The organism is Brachybacterium sp. Marseille-Q7125 (assembly GCF_023062615.1).
Taxonomy (GTDB): Bacteria; Actinomycetota; Actinomycetes; order Actinomycetales; family Dermabacteraceae; genus Brachybacterium.
Genome location: NZ_JALLAL010000027.1, coordinates 24930 through 40263, shown reverse-complemented (window position 1 = coordinate 40263; position 15334 = coordinate 24930). Strand labels below are relative to the sequence as shown.

Sequence of the window (15334 nt, the reverse complement as noted above, 5' to 3'; positions counted from 1 at the left end):
CCCCTGGCCCGCACCCCCGCCGCTCAGCCCTGCCCTCCCCTTGCGACACGCCGGCATCCGTCGCCGAGTACACCGAGACGTCTCCCTTTCGCCACAGATCGGTGCACTCGAAGCGCGGCCACGGCGTGGCGTGGGCGCCAGCGCAACGGGTAGCGTCACGGGATGATCGACATCGACGTTGCACGACGGCTGCAGGTGGCCGGACTCCGGTGGGATCCGGCGGACGGGGACCTCTTCGCGATCGACGCCGAGGAGCTGCGGGACGAGGTGTGGATGCTCTCCTCCATGGTCATCGAGCAGGACCTGGGCCGGCACGGCAGGCGGGTGTTCCGCTTCAACGGCACCACCGAGTGGGCGCTGGACTCCGTGGAGGAGGATGAGGCGATCTGGCTTCCGCGGGAGGATCAGCTGCGCAAGGCACTCGGGGTGCGGTTCCGCACGCTGCGGCAGGAGGCCGACGGGGGCTTCGTCGTCGAACTGGAGACCGACGGCAGAACCCGGGAGGTGCCCGCACCCCGCGCGGAGGACGCCTTGGCGGGCGCGCTGCTCATCGCTCTCGGCAGCTGAAAGGCGCCACCGCACCACATCAGCAGCCGGACCGCTGAACCACCAGTCACAGAACCGCCGGATCGCGAATGTCAGATCCCGGGGCATGCAAAGCACGAACATGCCTGCGGACCTGACAGGTGCGGAGGAAGCCCAGCCTCTGCGGGGCGGGTGGCAGACAGGCAATCACCCACGTCGACGAGCAACCCCTCCCCCGACACCGACACACCGGATAACCCCGCCGAGTACACCGATACGTCTCCCTTTCGCCACGAATCGGTGCACTCGCGAGGCGTAGACGGCGTGGCGCAATGACAGACGGACACGAGGGAGGGGACGGGGCAGGTGGCAGGCCCGCGATGTCCTACGTCAACGGGCCCTCCCCCAACGCCGACGGGGCTGGCCCTCCCCCAGCGCCGACGGGGCCGGCCCTCCCCCAGCGCCGACGGGGCCGGCCCTCCCGTGCAACGTCGACGGGCCGGCCCTCCCGTGCGGGAGGACCGGCCCGTCATGCTTCCGGTGCGGTCACGCGGACCGCAGCCGGATCACTTGGCGCGCTCGAGGATCTCCACCAGGCGCCACCGCTTGGACGCGGACAGCGGGCGGGTCTCCATGATGAGGACACGGTCGCCGACGCCGGCGGTGTTCTCCTCATCGTGCGCCTTGAACTTGCTGGTCTTGGTGGTCACCTTGCCGTAGCGGGCGTGCTTCACACGCTCCTCGACCTCGACGACGATAGTCTTCTCCATCTTGTCGGAGACGACGTAGCCGCGCTGGGTCTTGCGGTACGGGCGCTCGGACGAGGACGCGTGCGCGCCCTCCTTGTCGAGCTCCTCGACCTCGGGGGTCTCCACCTCGGTGTTGGCGGTCTTCTCAGTCATGTACGAATCCTCGCTCCGGGTCACTCGGCGTCGCCGGGGGCCTGACGGATGCCCAGCTCGCGCTCGCGCAGGATCGTGTAGATCCGTGCGATGTCCTTCTTGACGGACCGCAGACGGCCGGAGCTCTCGAGCTGACCGGTCGCGGACTGGAAACGGAGCTTGAACAGCTCGTCCTTCGCCTTCGCCAGCTCGTCGGCCAGCGTGGCGTCGTCCAGCTTGTCGAGCTCATCGGCGGTGAGCTTGGTCGCTGCCATCAGATGTCACCACTCTCTCGGCTCAGGATGCGGCACTTCATGGGGAGCTTGTGCATCGCCAGGCGCAGCGCCTCGCGAGCCACCTCCTCCTCAACGCCGGCCACCTCGAACAGGACGCGGCCGGGCTTGATGTTGGCGACCCACCACTCAACCGAGCCCTTACCGGAGCCCATGCGGACCTCGGCAGGCTTCTTGGTGAGCGGACGGTCGGGGTAGATGTTGATGAACACCTTGCCGCCACGCTTCATGTAGCGGGTCATGGCGATACGAGCCGCCTCGATCTGGCGGTTGGTGACGTAGGCCGGCGCGAGCGCCTGGATGCCGTAGTCGCCGAACGCGAGATCGGTGCCGCCCTTGGCCATGCCGCTGCGGCTGGGGTGGTGCTGCTTGCGGTGCTTGGTCCTGCGGGGGATCAGCATGTCGCTCAGGCCTCCGTTCCGGACTGCTGTGCGGGCGCGGCCTGCTCGGCGGGCGCGGACTGCTGGCTGGCAGCCTCGTTGCGCTCCCGACGGGCGTTGGCGTTGCGCTCGTTGCGACGACCGCGGGGACGCTCGGCGCGCGGGCCGCGACCGCCGGAGCGGGGACCCTGCTGGGCGGCCTGCTGGGCCGCGAGCTCCTTGGCGGTGATGTCGCCCTTGTAGATCCACACCTTCACGCCGATACGGCCGAAGGCGGTGCGGGCCTCGTGGAAGCCGTAGTCGATGTTCGCGCGGAGGGTGTGCAGCGGCACGCGACCCTCACGGTAGAACTCGCTGCGGCTCATCTCGGCGCCGCCGAGGCGGCCGGAGACCGCCACGCGGATGCCCTTCGCGCCGGCGCGCTGCGCGGACTGGATGCCCTTGCGCATGGCGCGGCGGAAGGAGACACGGGCGGCGAGCTGCTCGGCGATGCCCTGGGCGACCAGCTGCGCATCGGCCTCGGGGTTCTTGACCTCGAGGATGTTCAGCTGGATCTGCTTGCCGGTGAGCTTCTCCAGCTCACCGCGCAGCCGCTCGGCCTCCGCGCCACGACGCCCGATGACGATGCCCGGGCGGGCGGTGTGGAGGTCCACGCGGACACGATCACGGGTGCGCTCGATCTCGACCTTGGAGATGCCGGCGCGCTCGAGCCCCTCGGACATGAGCTTGCGGATCGCGACGTCTTCCTTCACGTAGTCGCGGTACCGCTGGCCCTCCTTCGAGGAGTCGGCGAACCACCGGCTGGTGTGCTCCGTGGTGATCCCGAGGCGGAACCCGTTCGGATTGACCTTCTGGCCCATACTTCGGTTCCCCTTACTTGTTCGCGGGAGCGACCACCACGGTGACGTGGCTGGTGCGCTTCTTGATCTGGAAGGCACGACCCTGAGCTCGCGGCTGGAACCGCTTCATGGTCGGACCCTCGTCGACATAGGCGGCAGAGACGACGAGCTCGCGCTCATCGAAGCGCTCCCCCGCCTGATCTGCCTTCACCCGCGCGTTGGCGATCGCGGACTCGACGAGCTTGAGGACGGGCTCGCTGGCGGCCTGCGGGGCGAACCGCAGGGTGTCCAGGGCCTCGGCCGTGCTCTTGCCACGAATCAGGTCCACAACGCGGCGAGCCTTCATGGGCGACATGCGGAGGTACCGCACCTGCGCCTTGGCTTCCATTGCTGTCCTGCTTTCTTCTGGATGTCGGGACGTGCTGCCGGGCTGACGCGGGGTCAGCGGCGGCGGCCCTTCTTGTCGTCCTTCTCGTGGCCCTTGAAAGTCCGCGTGGGAGCGAACTCGCCGAGCTTATGGCCGACCATCGACTCGGTGACGAACACCGAGACGTGCTTGCGGCCGTCGTGCACTGCGAAGGTGTGGCCGAGGAAGTCCGGGGTGATGACCGAACGACGCGACCAGGTCTTGATGAGGTTCTTGGTGCCCTTCTCGTTCTGGGCGTCCACCTTCTTCTGCAGGTGGTCGTCGACGAACGGGCCCTTGGAAATACTGCGAGGCATGGTTTCGGCTTCTCCCTATCAGCGCTTCTTGCCGGTCCGGCGACGGCGCACGATGAGCTTGTCGCTCTCCTTGCCCGGCTTGCGGGTGCGTCCCTCGGGCTGACCCCACGGCGAGACCGGATGACGGCCACCGGAGGTCTTGCCCTCGCCACCACCGTGCGGGTGATCGACGGGGTTCATGACCACGCCGCGGACGTGGGGGCGCTTGCCCTTCCACCGCAGGCGGCCGGCCTTGCCCCAGTTGATGTTGGACTGCTCGGCATTGCCGACCTCACCGATGGTGGCGCGGCAGCGGGCATCCACGTTACGGATCTCCCCGGAGGGCATGCGCAGCTGCGCGTACGGGCCCTCCTTGGCGACCAGCTGCACGGAGGCACCGGCGGAGCGGGCGATCTTCGCACCGCCACCGGGGCGCAGCTCGATGGCGTGCACAACGGTGCCCAGCGGGATGTTGCGCAGCGGCAGGTTGTTGCCGGGCTTGATGTCCGCGCCGGCGCCGTTCTCCACCCAGTCGCCCTGGCGCAGACGCGCCGGGGCCAGGATGTAGCGCTTCTCGCCGTCCATGTAGTGCAGCAGCGCGATGCGGGCGGTGCGGTTGGGGTCGTACTCGATGTGCGCGACCTTCGCCTTGACGCCATCCTTGTCGTGACGACGGAAGTCGATCATGCGGTACGCACGCTTGTGGCCACCGCCCCGGTGACGGGAGGTGATACGACCCTTGTTGTTGCGGCCGCCGCTCTTGGACAGCGGGCGCACCAGGGACTTCTCCGGCGTGGTTCGAGTGATCTCGACGAAGTCGGCGCCACTCGAGCCGCGACGACCGGGAGTGGTCGGCTTGCTCTTACGAATTGCCATGTGGGTTTCCCTCAGACTCTCTTCGGCTCCTCGGATCTCGGCCGCTTCAGGCGACCGACCCTCCGAAGATGTCGATGGCTCCGTCGGTCAGGGTCACGATGGCGCGCTTGGTGTCCTTGCGCTTGCCCATCCCGAAGCGCGTGCGACGCGCCTTGCCCTGACGGTTGATCGTGTTCACCGAGTCGACCTTCACGTCGAAGATCTTCTCGACGGCGATCTTGATCTCGGTCTTGTTCGCGTCGGCAGCCACCAGGAAGGTGTACTTGCCTTCGTCCATCAGCCCGTAGCTCTTCTCGGAGACCACCGGGGCCAGCAGGACGTCGCGGGGATCCTTGTTCAGCGAGGTCACTTCGACTCCTCCTCATCGGCCGAGGTGGACTCCTTGACGGCGTTCACGAACCCGGCGGCCTGGGCGGCCTCCTCGGTCGCGAACCAGACCTCGGCCTTGGTGCGGCCGTACCAGGGAGAGTCCTCGGTGTGGTACTTCATCGAGTCCGCATTGCCCTTGATGGTGTAGCCCTCGGGCGCGGAGCCGTCGGCCAGCGCAGCCGCGGAGCCCTCGCCGTAGGGCGACTCGACCTTCTCGTCAGCCTTCTTCTCGGCCTTCGGAGCCTTCTCAGCCGTCGTCTCCGCCTTCGCCGCGGCGAAGGCGGAGGTGGGCAGCGACAGGGTCGCCTGGGCCACGAAGTCCTCGAGTGCGCCCTCGGTGAAGACCACGTCATCGCTGAGCATGACGTCGTAGGTGTTCACCTGGTCCGCGTACAGCACGTGCGCGGTGGGCAGGTTGCGGGTGCTGAGCGCCCCCAGGTCGTCGTCCCGACGCACGACCACCAGCAGGTGGCGACGATCGGAGACGCGCGAGAGGGTCTGGCGGGCAGCCTTGGTGGAGGCCACGTCGCCGTCCAGCAGCGCGGAGATGACGTGGACGCGACCGTTGCGCGCCCGGTCGGAGAGGGCACCGCGCAGGGCGGCGGCCTTCATCTTCTTGGGGGTGCGCTGGGAGTAGTCACGCGGCACGGGACCGTGCACAGTGCCACCGCCGGCGAACTGCGGGGCGCGCAGCGAGCCCTGGCGGGCGCGGCCGGTACCCTTCTGCTTCCAGGGCTTCTTGCCGCCTCCGCGGACCTCGCCGCGGGTCTTGGCCTTGTGGGTGCCCCGGCGCGCCGCCGCCTGCTGGGCGACAACGACCTGGTGGATCAGGGGGACGTTGGTCTGCACGTCGAAGATCGACGCGGGCAGCTCGACGGTGCCGGACTTCTTGCCGGCCGGATCGAGCACGTCGACGGTCAGGTTCTCTGCCATCGGTCTCAGGCCTCCTTCGCGGGGCTCTTGACGGCCGAGCGGACCAGCACGAGACCGCCCTTGGGGCCGGGGACGGCACCCTTGACGAGCACGAGGCCCTTCTCGACGTCGACCGCGTGAACGGTCAGGTTCTGAACACTGGTGCGGTCGCCGCCCATCCGGCCCGCCATGCGCATGCCCTTGAAGACACGGCCGGGGGTGGAGGCGCCGCCGATGGAGCCGGGCTTGCGGTGGTTGCGGTGCTGGCCGTGGGAGGCCGCCACACCGGCGAAGCCGTGGCGCTTCATGACGCCCGCGGTGCCCTTGCCCTTGGAGGTGCCGACGACGTCGACCTTCTGGCCGGCCGCGAACACGGAGGCGTCGATCTCCTGGCCGACGCTGTAGTCAGTCGCGTCGGGGGTGCGCAGCTCCACGAGGTGGCGACGCGGGGTCACGCCGGCCTTCTCGAAGTGGCCGCGCAGCGGCTGGGAGACCTTGCGGGGATCGATCTGGCCGTAGCCGATCTGCACCGCGTCGTAGCCGTCGGTCTCGACCGAGCGGATCTGGGTGACGACGTTCCCGCCGGTCTGCACGACGGTCACCGGCACGAGCTTGCCGTTGTCGTCCCAGACCTGGGTCATGCCGAGCTTGGTGCCGAGCACGCCGGTCACCGGGAGGGCCCGCTGGCCCGTCAGTTCGTTGCTCATGTCCACCACCCTCAGAGCTTGATCTCGATGTTGACGTCCGCCGGCAGATCGAGGCGCATGAGCGAATCCACGGCCTTGGGCGTGGGATCGACGATGTCGATCAGTCGCTTGTGCGTGCGCATCTCGAAGTGCTCACGGGAGTCCTTGTACTTGTGCGGCGACCGGATGACGCAGAAAACGTTCTTCTCGGTCGGCAGCGGCACCGGGCCCACGACTGTCGCACCCGCGGAGGTCACGGTCTCGACGATCTTGCGCGCCGAGCTGTCGATCACCTCGTGGTCGTACGACTTGAGCCGGATGCGGATCTTCTGTCCCGCCATGGCGTCCTGTCTCTCTTCTCGTCTGGCATGAATGCAGCCTCTCCCCCACACCCGAGGACGGGCGTGTCGACCTCGCTGGGGCGCATGAGCCCAGCACGGGGCCGCCGAGGTTCGGCTGCGTCTGCACCTGGTTCCCTCTGACGATGCGCGATCCTCGCCGTGGGGCGTGGTTCGCATCCTCGGGACGGACCTCATCCGGTGATCATTCCCCCGACCGCTGGCCGCTGGGGAACGGAACCGGGCATGACGGCCCGCGCAGACAACTCGTCCAGTGTGCCAGAGGCGCGCGAGGGCCCACAAGAGCAGGCCGGGTGCGGCCTGTCACATGGCGACGGGTCCGGGCGGCGGTGCGCCGCGCGCCCGGACCCGTCGGACCCTCCTTTCGGGGGCCTCCCGCTGGGGTTCCCCCTCTTCTCCGGCACCTCTCGCAGGGGTTATTTGTTCGTGCTGCGTCCCAGCCCGCCCTGCAGCTGGCGCTGGAAGATCACGTACACGATGAGCACCGGCAGGATCGTGATCGTCACCGAAGCAAACATCGCGCCCCAGTCCGATTCATAGCCCTGTTGGGCCTGGAGGCTCTTGAGCCCCTGGGCGAGCACGTACTTGTCCTTGTCAGTGTTCAGCACCACCGGCAGCAGGTACTGGTTCCACAGGCCCAGGAAGTTGAAGATCGTCACGCTCGTCAGGCCTGGGACGGCCAGCGGCACCATGATCTGGAAGAACGTGCGGAAATCTCCGGCGCCGTCGATCGCAGCCGCCTCAGCGATCTCCTCCGGCAACTGTCGGAAGAACGCGTACAGGAAGAACACGGTGAACGGCAGGGCGAAACCCACGTAGGTGAGGATCAGCCCGATGTAGGTGCCGCGCAGCCCCATGTTCTGCAGCACGAAGAACAGCGGCACCACGGCCAGGAAGATCGGGAAGGTGAGCCCCGCGATCATGCCGTAGTAGATGAGCTGGCGGCCGGGGAACTGGAAGCGCGCCAGCACGTAGGCGCACATGGCACCCAGCAGCATGACCAGGAACAGCGCTCCGCCCACCACGATGATGGTGTTGAAGAAGTACCGGCCGATCCCCGCCTCGGTCCAGGCCGTGACAAAGTTGTCCAGGTTCAGGGCGCTCGGCGGCGTGAACGGTGAGGTGAGGATCTCCCCGGAGGTCTTGAACGAGCTGTAGAACGTCCAGATCAGTGGCAGGACCACGATCAGGGTCCAGATGATCAGGATCGTATGGGCCACAGTCGAGAAGACGCGGTCCCCGGTGCTGCGCCGGTGCTCGCGGGTGGTGATCTCCTCCGCGCGCATCCGCGGATCGGTGCTGGTGGCAGTGCTCATGCGTCATCCTTCCGCCGAGTGCCGAACAGGACGATCACCGCCATCAGCATGGTGACCAGCGCGAGAACCACGCCCATCGCAGAGGCCAATCCGAATTGCGAACGGGAGAAGGCTGTCTCGTACAGGTACCGCGAGACCACTTCGGTGCTCTTGTCGGTGCCACCGCTCGGGGTCATCACCGAGATGTACACGAACATGTCCAGCGCCATGATCCCGACGTATACGACCGCGGTGGAGACGTTCTCCCGGATCTGCGGGAGCACCACCTGCACGGCCATGCGCAGCCTGCCGCAGCCGTCCAAGCGCGCGGCCTCGATCATCTCCGAGGGGATCGCCTTGATGGCCGCGACGAACAGGACCATGTAGAAACCGACGAGGGACCACACCACCGCCGCCACGATGGCTCCCAGCGCCAGCTTCTCCTCCCCCAGCCACGCGAGACCGACCGGGGCGATGTCCACCCCGAGCGCATTCAGCAGCCGGATCGGAATGTTCAGCAGACCGTTCAGCAGGCCCCCGTAGGGCGAGTAGATGAAGGCGAACAGGATGCCGATGACCACCGCCGGCAGCACGTAGGGGAAGAAGCTCACCACGCGGTACACGTTCGAGCCCTTGATGCCGAGGATCTCGCCGCGCGAGTCCCCGCCGATCGTGACCATGACGGCGAGGGCGAAGGCCAGTGTGATGGTAATCGTGGGCAGCACCAGCAGCAGGATGAGGTTGTTCGTCAGGGCCTTGAGGTACGTCGGATCAGCGAAGATCCTCCGATAGTTCTCCAGGCCGATGAAGTCCATGTTGGCGCTCACCCCGCGCCAGTTGGTCATCGAGTAGTAGAAGGCCTGCAGGAACGGGGAGACCACGAAGATGATGTAGATCAGCAGCGGGATCCCGAGGAACACCGCGAAGAACAGCAGACGGGAGGGCGACGGCCGACGGCCGGCCCGGCTGCGGGGAGCAGCCGAACCGGCCGAGGGCGTCGCCACGGTAGGAGCGGGCGCAGTCATATCAGGCGACGTCAAACTTCTCGATGCCGTCGTCCTCACGCACCCGATCCAGCACCTCCTGCGACTGGGAACGGACCTCGGCAGCATCGATCTTGCCGCTGAGGAACTCGTTCCAGATCGGCTTGAAGTCCGGCCCCAGGCCGTACCAGTCGGTGAAGTTCCAGGTGTAGATGTTGTCCCCGGCGTCCTGGATCATCGAGTTCACCGAGGCCAGTGCCGTGGAGCCGAAGGCGTCCTCGGGCACGGAGTCCTTGACGATCGTCAGGGAGCTGGTGAGCTCGGCGAAGTTCTGCGCCTGCTCCTTGGAGAGCATGATGCGCAGGAACTCCAGGCCGCCGGCGCCGTTCGCGGCGTCGGCGGGCACCTGGAAGGGCTCGCCCGCGGTGCCACGGATGGCCTCAGCCGGGAAGGAGGAGTCCGAGCCGAGCTGCGGATCGGGGCAGCCGGTCATCTCGTAGTCGTCGGGCGTGACGCCCTTCTGCTCGTTCTCGATCCACGAGCCGGAGGGATACATGACCGCCTTGCCGGTGACCCACTGGGCCTGGGCCTCGGTGTGCTTGATGCCCGCGCCGCCGGAGAGGAAGAAGTCCGCCTTCACAGCGTCCTCGATGGCGTCGAAGGCCTGCACCACCGCGTCCTGCTCGTAGGCGCCGGCGTCGAGCTTGTCGAGGTTCTTGGCGACGTCGATGCCGCCCTGCTTGACGGCCATGCCGAGCGCGAGCGTGTGGTAGTAGTCCGCGGCGTTCTGGCCGCCGAAGGCGAACAGGCTGATGCCCTCGCTCTTGGCCTGTTCGCCGATGGTCATGACGTCATCCCAGGTCACCGGGGCGTCCCAGCCCATGTCGTTGAACTGCTTGGCGGAGTACCACAGCGCGAAGACCGTGTACACGTAGTTCAGCGAGTAGAGCTTGCCGGAATAGGTACCCGGATCCAGCGAGCCCGGCAGCAGGGAATCGCCGATGGTGCCGCCGTCCAGGGACGGCGCTTCGATGAGGGAATCGAGCGTGGAGAGCTGCCCCTCGGAGATCAGGGCGGAGGAGTTCATGGCCTGCGCGCCGGAGTTGTCGAACAGGTCCGGCGGGTTGCCACCGACGAAGCGGGGCTGCAGCTCCGGCTGGATGTCCACGGTCGAGGAGACCTGCACATCGGCCTCGGGGTACATCTCCTTGTACTTCTCGCCGGCGTCCTTGCCGTACTGGTCGCCGAAGCCGCCATTGAAGATGACCACTTCCAGCGGCGCGGAGCCGTCGACGCCGAAGGGGTTGTCCTCGGAGACCTCGCCGCCGCCCTCGGAAACGCCGCCGCCTCCCTCGGATTCCTTACCGCCGCCGCCGGCGGCACAGGCGGCTAGGGCGCTGGCGCCTGCACCGGCCCCGGCGAGCGCGAGGAAGCGCCGGCGGGACGCTGCGAGGCGATCCAGCGGGGTCAGGGGCATGGTGGTGTCGTCCTGCTCAGTGCCCATCAGAACCTCTTTCATCGTTGAAAGGGACCCGAGCGCGGGGCGCCCCGGTCAGCTGTCGGAGACACTGTACGCCGGACAGGTGCCCGGAACTGCGCGGGTCCGTCTCAGCCGTGTCACGATCGCGCACTCTTCTGCTCTCGGACCAGACCGCGAGCGGGCCGCACAGCCCCCTCATCGCCAGCAGGCCCCGGGCTGCGCTGGTGTCGGGTTCTGGCGCACAATAGTCCGTGTTCTGCGCGTGGGAACAGGGGTTCGGCTGCTTTCCAGTCAGGGGCAGCGGCCTCCGATACCGTGAGTCCCATGAGCCAGACACCGCGTTCCTCCCCGGCAGCCGCCTCGCCGCTGACCGCCCGCCTGTACGACCTCGAATATCCGCGCTCCCTCGGCGTGTACAACACCTATGAGGAGGTGCAGTCGGTCGTGGACACCCTGGCGGACAACCAGTTCCCCGTGCAGTCGACACTCATCGTCGGCACCGACCTGAAGCTCATGGAGCGGGTGACCGGACGTAAGACCTGGGGGAGGGTGATCGGCCAGGGGGTGCTGTCGGGTCTATGGATGGGGCTGTTCCTGGGCCTGATGCTGATGCTGCTGAACCCCGGCACGTTCCTGCCGCTGATCTCCAGCATGATCATGGGCGTCATCTTCTTCACCCTGTGGCAGGTGGTGGCCTATGCCCTCACCCGCGGGCAACGCGACTTCACCTCGATGACCGCGACGATCCCCATGCAGTACGAGCTGCTGGTGGAGCACAAGCACGCCGAGCAGGCCCGGCAGCTCCTGGCCTCCACCGGCGCGTCTCCGGTGCCGCCGCAGATGCCCGCCCCGGCACCGACCCCGACGGATCGCCCGGCTCGCCCGAGCTACGGCCTGCCCGCTGAGCAGTCCCCGCAGCAGCCGCAGCAGCCGTCTCACCCGCAGCAGTCGCCGCAGCCGCAGCAGCAGTCGCAGTCTCAGCAGTCTCAGGCCCCGTCGGCCCCCGAGCAGCGCGCACCGCAGCCGCCCCACGAGAGCTGACGCCTCCGCCGAGCTGCCCTCGCTCCGCTGTCGACTGAGCCCGCCCCGCACTCGGCACCTCTGAGGTCGGCATCCCTGACCTCGGGCGCATACGCGCTTGCGGCGTCGCTGCGCCAACGGCCCGGGCTGAACATGCGAAAGGGCCCCGATCCGGTCTCCCGGATCGGGGCCCTTCGGCTCAGCGGACGCTGAGCGGATGCCTCACGGCAGCGGGGTCACCCCCGCCAGGTCACTTGATGACCTTGGTGACGCGGCCGGAGCCCACGGTGCGGCCACCCTCACGGATGGCGAAGCCGAGGCCCTCCTCCATGGCGATCGGCTGGATGAGCTCGACCGTCATCTCGGTGTTGTCGCCGGGCATGACCATCTCGGTGCCCTCGGGCAGCGTGATGACGCCGGTGACGTCGGTGGTCCGGAAGTAGAACTGCGGACGGTAGTTCGAGTAGAAGGGGTTGTGGCGGCCACCCTCGTCCTTGGAGAGGATGTACACCTGCGCCTCGAACTCGGTGTGCGGGGTGATGGTGCCGGGCTTCACGACGACCTGGCCGCGCTCGACGTCCTCACGCTTGGTGCCGCGCAGCAGCAGGCCGCAGTTCTCGCCGGCCCACGCCTCGTCCATCTGCTTGTGGAACATCTCGATGCCGGTGACGGTGGTCTTCTGCGGAGCGCGCAGACCGACGATCTCGACCTCGGAGTTGATGGCGAGCTTGCCGCGGTCCACCTTGCCGGTGACCACGGTGCCGCGGCCCTGAATGGTGAACACGTCCTCGATCGGCATGAGGAAGGGCTTGTCCATGTCGCGCTCCGGGTCCGGGATGAACTCATCCACGGCCTCCATGAGCTCCTCAACGGACTTGACCCACTTCTCATCGCCCTCGAGGGCCTTGAGCGCGGAGACCTTGATGACCGGCGCGTCCTCGTCGAACTCCTGGGAGCCCAGCAGCTCGCGAACCTCCATCTCGACGAGCTCGAGGATCTCCTCGTCATCGACCATGTCGGACTTGTTGAGGGCGACCAGCAGCGCCGGCACGCCCACCTGGCGGGCCAGGAGCACGTGCTCACGGGTCTGCGCCATGGGGCCGTCGGTGGCGGCGACCACGAGGATCGCGCCGTCCATCTGGGCCGCACCGGTGATCATGTTCTTCACGTAGTCGGCGTGGCCGGGGGCGTCGACGTGCGCGTAGTGACGCTTGTCGGTCTCGTACTCGATGTGCGAGACGTTGATCGTGATGCCGCGCTGCTTCTCCTCGGGCGCGTTGTCGATCGTGTCGAAGTCGCGCTTCTCGTTGAGGTCCGGGAACTTGTCGTACAGAACCTTCGAGATCGCGGCGCTCAGCGTGGTCTTGCCGTGGTCGACGTGACCGATGGTGCCGATGTTGACGTGCGGCTTGGTCCGCTCGAACTTGGCCTTCGCCATAGTGGTGTCCTCCTAGGACTTCTACTGGTGGTACTTCTGGATCGGGATCGGGCGGCACCCGGACAGGTGCCGGTCCGACGGGGTTCCGAGGGAAGCAGGTCCACAGGGTACCTCGTGGCACCTGGGACCTGCCGCCCTCGATTCCTCACTCGCCCCGGGTCTTCGCGACGATCTCCTCGGCGATGGACGAGGGGACCTCCGCGTAGCTGTCGAACTGCATGGTGTACATCGCACGACCCTGGGTCTTGGACCGCAGGTCGCCGACGTAGCCGAACATCTCCGACAGCGGGACGAGAGCACGGACGATCTTGACCCCGCTCGCGTCCTCCATCGACTGCACCTGCCCGCGACGCGAGTTCAGGTCGCCGATGACATCTCCCATGTACTCCTCCGGAGTACGGACCTCGACATCCATGAGCGGCTCGAGGAGGACCGGATTGGCCTTCCGCAGAGCCTCCTTGGTGGCCATGGAGCCGGCGATCTTGAAGGCCATCTCCGAGGAGTCGACGTCGTGGTAGGCGCCGTCGATCAGGGAGGCCTTCACGTTCACGACCGGGTAGCCGGCCATGACGCCCGACTGCAGGGCGTCCTGGATGCCCGCGTCCACGCTCGGGATGTACTCGCGCGGGATGCGGCCGCCGGTGATGAGGTTCTCGAACTCGTAGAACACGCCATCCTCGGCGTCCTCCAGCGGGCCGAAGGTGATCTGGACCTTCGCGAACTGGCCGGAGCCACCGGTCTGCTTCTTGTGGGTGAAGTCGAACTTCTCCACCGTCCGCTTGATGGTCTCGCGGTAGGCGACCTGCGGCTTGCCGATGTTCGCCTCGACGTTGAACTCGCGGCGCATGCGGTCCACGAGGATGTCGAGGTGGAGCTCACCCATGCCGCGGATGACGGTCTGGCCGGTCTCCTCGTCCAGCTGCACCTGGAAGGTGGGGTCCTCCTTGGCGAGCTTCTGGATCGCCACGCCCAGCTTCTCCTGGTCACCCTTGGTCTTGGGCTCGATGGCCACGGAGATCACGGGCTCGGGGAAGCTCATGGACTCCAGCTGAATGGGCTGGGTCGGATCGGTCAGAGTGTCACCGGTGGTGGTGTCCTTCAGGCCGATGAAAGCGTAGATGTGGCCCGCGAAGGCCTCCTCCACCGGGTTCTCCTTGTTGGAGTGCATCTGGAACAGCTTGCCCACGCGCTCCTTCTTGCCGGTGGTGGCGTTCAGGACCTGCTCGCCCTGCTTGACCTGACCGGAGTAGACGCGCACGTAGGTGAGGGAGCCGAAGAACGGGTGGCTGGCCACCTTGAAGGCCAGCGCCGAGAACGGCTCGTTCCAGTCCGCGGCGCGGGTGAGGGTGGCCTCCTCATCGCCCGGCTTGTGGCCCTCCATGTCCGGCACGTCCAGCGGCGACGGCAGGTAGTCGACCACACCGTCGAGCATGGGCTGGACGCCCTTGTTCTTGAAGGCGGAGCCGCAGAAGACGGGGTACGCCTCGGAGTTCACGGTGAGCTTGCGGATGCCGGCCTTGAGCTCCTCAATGGAGAGGTCACCCTCTTCGAGGTACTTGTCCATGAGCTCCTCGGAGCTCTCGGCCACGTCCTCGACCAGCTTGGAGCGGTACTCATCGACGGTGTCCTGGAGCTCAGCGGGGATCGGGATCTCCCGCTGCCACTGCCCCAGCGCCGCATCGCCCTTCTTGGCGTTGATGACCGGCATGTCCTCCTCGAGAGTCTCCGGCCACTCGTAGGCCTTCATCTCCACGAGGTCCACCACGCCGCGGAAGTCGCTCTCCGCACCGATCGGCACCTGCATCACAAGCGGCTTGGCACCCAGGCGATCGACGATGGTGCGCACGGTGAAGAAGAAGTCGGCACCCAGCTTGTCCATCTTGTTGACGAAGCAGATGCGGGGCACGTCGTACTTGTCGGCCTGCCGCCACACGGTCTCTGACTGGGGCTCCACGCCCTCCTTGCCGTCGAACACCGCGACCGCGCCGTCCAGCACACGCAGGGAACGCTCCACCTCGACGGTGAAGTCCACGTGGCCGGGAGTGTCGATGATGTTGATCTGGTTGTCGTGCCAGTAGCAGGTGGTCGCGGCGGACGTGATGGTGATGCCGCGCTCCTTCTCCTGCTCCATCCAGTCCATGGTGCCGGCACCGTCGTGGGTTTCGCCCATCTTGTAGTTGACGCCGGTGTAGAAGAGGATGCGCTCGGTCGTGGTGGTCTTACCGGCATCGATGTGAGCCATGATGCCGATGTTGCGGACCTTCTTGAGGTCGCTGAGCACTTCAAGTGCCACGGG

At 67.1% G+C, this 15334-nt stretch carries 18 protein-coding genes; 2 read left to right on the top strand and 16 right to left on the bottom strand.

Annotated features, from left to right (window positions below):
- Positions 1 to 162 precede the first annotated feature (162 nt).
- Complete coding sequence (locus MU407_RS08380) at positions 163 to 567, top strand: hypothetical protein (RefSeq protein WP_246956669.1); 405 nt, start codon at positions 163 to 165, stop codon at positions 565 to 567.
- A 524-nt stretch (positions 568 to 1091) separates the two neighbouring features.
- Here MU407_RS08380 and rpsQ read toward each other — a convergent pair.
- The 14 genes from rpsQ to ngcE all read right to left on the bottom strand — a co-directional run bounded on the left by rpsQ (position 1092) and on the right by ngcE (position 10604).
- Positions 1092 to 1427: a 30S ribosomal protein S17 gene (gene rpsQ / locus MU407_RS08375; RefSeq protein ID WP_102235365.1), complete on the bottom strand. Its 336-nt coding sequence runs from the start codon at positions 1425 to 1427 to the stop codon at positions 1092 to 1094.
- Positions 1428 to 1447: 20 nt separating this feature from the next.
- Complete coding sequence (gene rpmC, locus MU407_RS08370; RefSeq protein WP_102235366.1) at positions 1448 to 1681, bottom strand: 50S ribosomal protein L29; 234 nt, start codon at positions 1679 to 1681, stop codon at positions 1448 to 1450.
- A complete protein-coding gene (gene rplP, locus MU407_RS08365; RefSeq protein ID WP_102235367.1) occupies positions 1681 to 2100 on the bottom strand; it encodes a 50S ribosomal protein L16 in 420 nt (139 codons plus the stop codon). The genes rpmC and rplP overlap by 1 nt, the downstream gene beginning before the upstream one ends.
- A gap of 5 nt (positions 2101 to 2105) precedes the next feature.
- Entirely contained in the window at positions 2106 to 2939 is an 834-nt protein-coding gene (rpsC, locus tag MU407_RS08360) for a 30S ribosomal protein S3 (RefSeq protein WP_102235368.1), read from the bottom strand.
- Between the two features lie 13 nt (positions 2940 to 2952).
- Complete coding sequence (gene rplV / locus MU407_RS08355) at positions 2953 to 3306, bottom strand: 50S ribosomal protein L22 (protein ID WP_102235369.1); 354 nt, start codon at positions 3304 to 3306, stop codon at positions 2953 to 2955.
- A gap of 53 nt (positions 3307 to 3359) precedes the next feature.
- Positions 3360 to 3641 (bottom strand): 30S ribosomal protein S19, encoded by a 282-nt coding sequence (rpsS, locus tag MU407_RS08350; protein WP_010550329.1) that lies wholly within the window; start codon positions 3639 to 3641, stop codon positions 3360 to 3362.
- Between the two features lie 18 nt (positions 3642 to 3659).
- Positions 3660 to 4496: a 50S ribosomal protein L2 gene (rplB, locus tag MU407_RS08345; protein WP_102235370.1), complete on the bottom strand. Its 837-nt coding sequence runs from the start codon at positions 4494 to 4496 to the stop codon at positions 3660 to 3662.
- A 46-nt stretch (positions 4497 to 4542) separates the two neighbouring features.
- A complete protein-coding gene (rplW, locus tag MU407_RS08340; RefSeq protein WP_102235371.1) occupies positions 4543 to 4845 on the bottom strand; it encodes a 50S ribosomal protein L23 in 303 nt (100 codons plus the stop codon).
- Positions 4842 to 5798: a 50S ribosomal protein L4 gene (rplD, locus tag MU407_RS08335; protein WP_246956668.1), complete on the bottom strand. Its 957-nt coding sequence runs from the start codon at positions 5796 to 5798 to the stop codon at positions 4842 to 4844. Before rplD ends, rplW begins: the two co-directional genes overlap by 4 nt.
- Positions 5799 to 5803: 5 nt before the next feature.
- On the bottom strand, positions 5804 to 6484 hold the full coding sequence (gene rplC / locus MU407_RS08330; RefSeq protein ID WP_102235551.1) for a 50S ribosomal protein L3: 681 nt from the start codon (positions 6482 to 6484) through the stop codon (positions 5804 to 5806).
- Between the two features lie 11 nt (positions 6485 to 6495).
- Positions 6496 to 6804 (bottom strand): 30S ribosomal protein S10, encoded by a 309-nt coding sequence (rpsJ, locus tag MU407_RS08325; RefSeq protein WP_089064423.1) that lies wholly within the window; start codon positions 6802 to 6804, stop codon positions 6496 to 6498.
- 434 nt (positions 6805 to 7238) lie between these two features.
- Positions 7239 to 8138: a carbohydrate ABC transporter permease gene (locus MU407_RS08320; RefSeq protein WP_102235373.1), complete on the bottom strand. Its 900-nt coding sequence runs from the start codon at positions 8136 to 8138 to the stop codon at positions 7239 to 7241.
- Entirely contained in the window at positions 8135 to 9121 is a 987-nt protein-coding gene (locus tag MU407_RS08315) for a sugar ABC transporter permease (RefSeq protein ID WP_233190630.1), read from the bottom strand. The genes MU407_RS08320 and MU407_RS08315 overlap by 4 nt, the downstream gene beginning before the upstream one ends.
- Positions 9122 to 9143: 22 nt before the next feature.
- Entirely contained in the window at positions 9144 to 10604 is a 1461-nt protein-coding gene (gene ngcE / locus MU407_RS08310) for an N-acetylglucosamine/diacetylchitobiose ABC transporter substrate-binding protein (RefSeq protein WP_246956667.1), read from the bottom strand.
- A 300-nt stretch (positions 10605 to 10904) separates the two neighbouring features.
- Between ngcE and MU407_RS08305 the strand changes: the two genes are divergently transcribed.
- Positions 10905 to 11621 (top strand): general stress protein, encoded by a 717-nt coding sequence (locus MU407_RS08305; RefSeq protein WP_246956666.1) that lies wholly within the window; start codon positions 10905 to 10907, stop codon positions 11619 to 11621.
- A 229-nt stretch (positions 11622 to 11850) separates the two neighbouring features.
- Here MU407_RS08305 and tuf read toward each other — a convergent pair whose 3' ends face one another.
- Both tuf and fusA read right to left on the bottom strand, forming a co-directional pair.
- Positions 11851 to 13038: an elongation factor Tu gene (gene tuf / locus MU407_RS08300; RefSeq protein WP_102235376.1), complete on the bottom strand. Its 1188-nt coding sequence runs from the start codon at positions 13036 to 13038 to the stop codon at positions 11851 to 11853.
- Positions 13039 to 13183: 145 nt separating this feature from the next.
- Positions 13184 to 15331 carry an elongation factor G gene (fusA, locus tag MU407_RS08295; RefSeq protein WP_246956665.1) on the bottom strand — a complete coding sequence of 716 codons (2148 nt, stop codon included), beginning with the start codon at positions 15329 to 15331 and terminating at the stop codon, positions 13184 to 13186.
- Between the last annotated feature and the right edge of the window lie 3 nt (positions 15332 to 15334).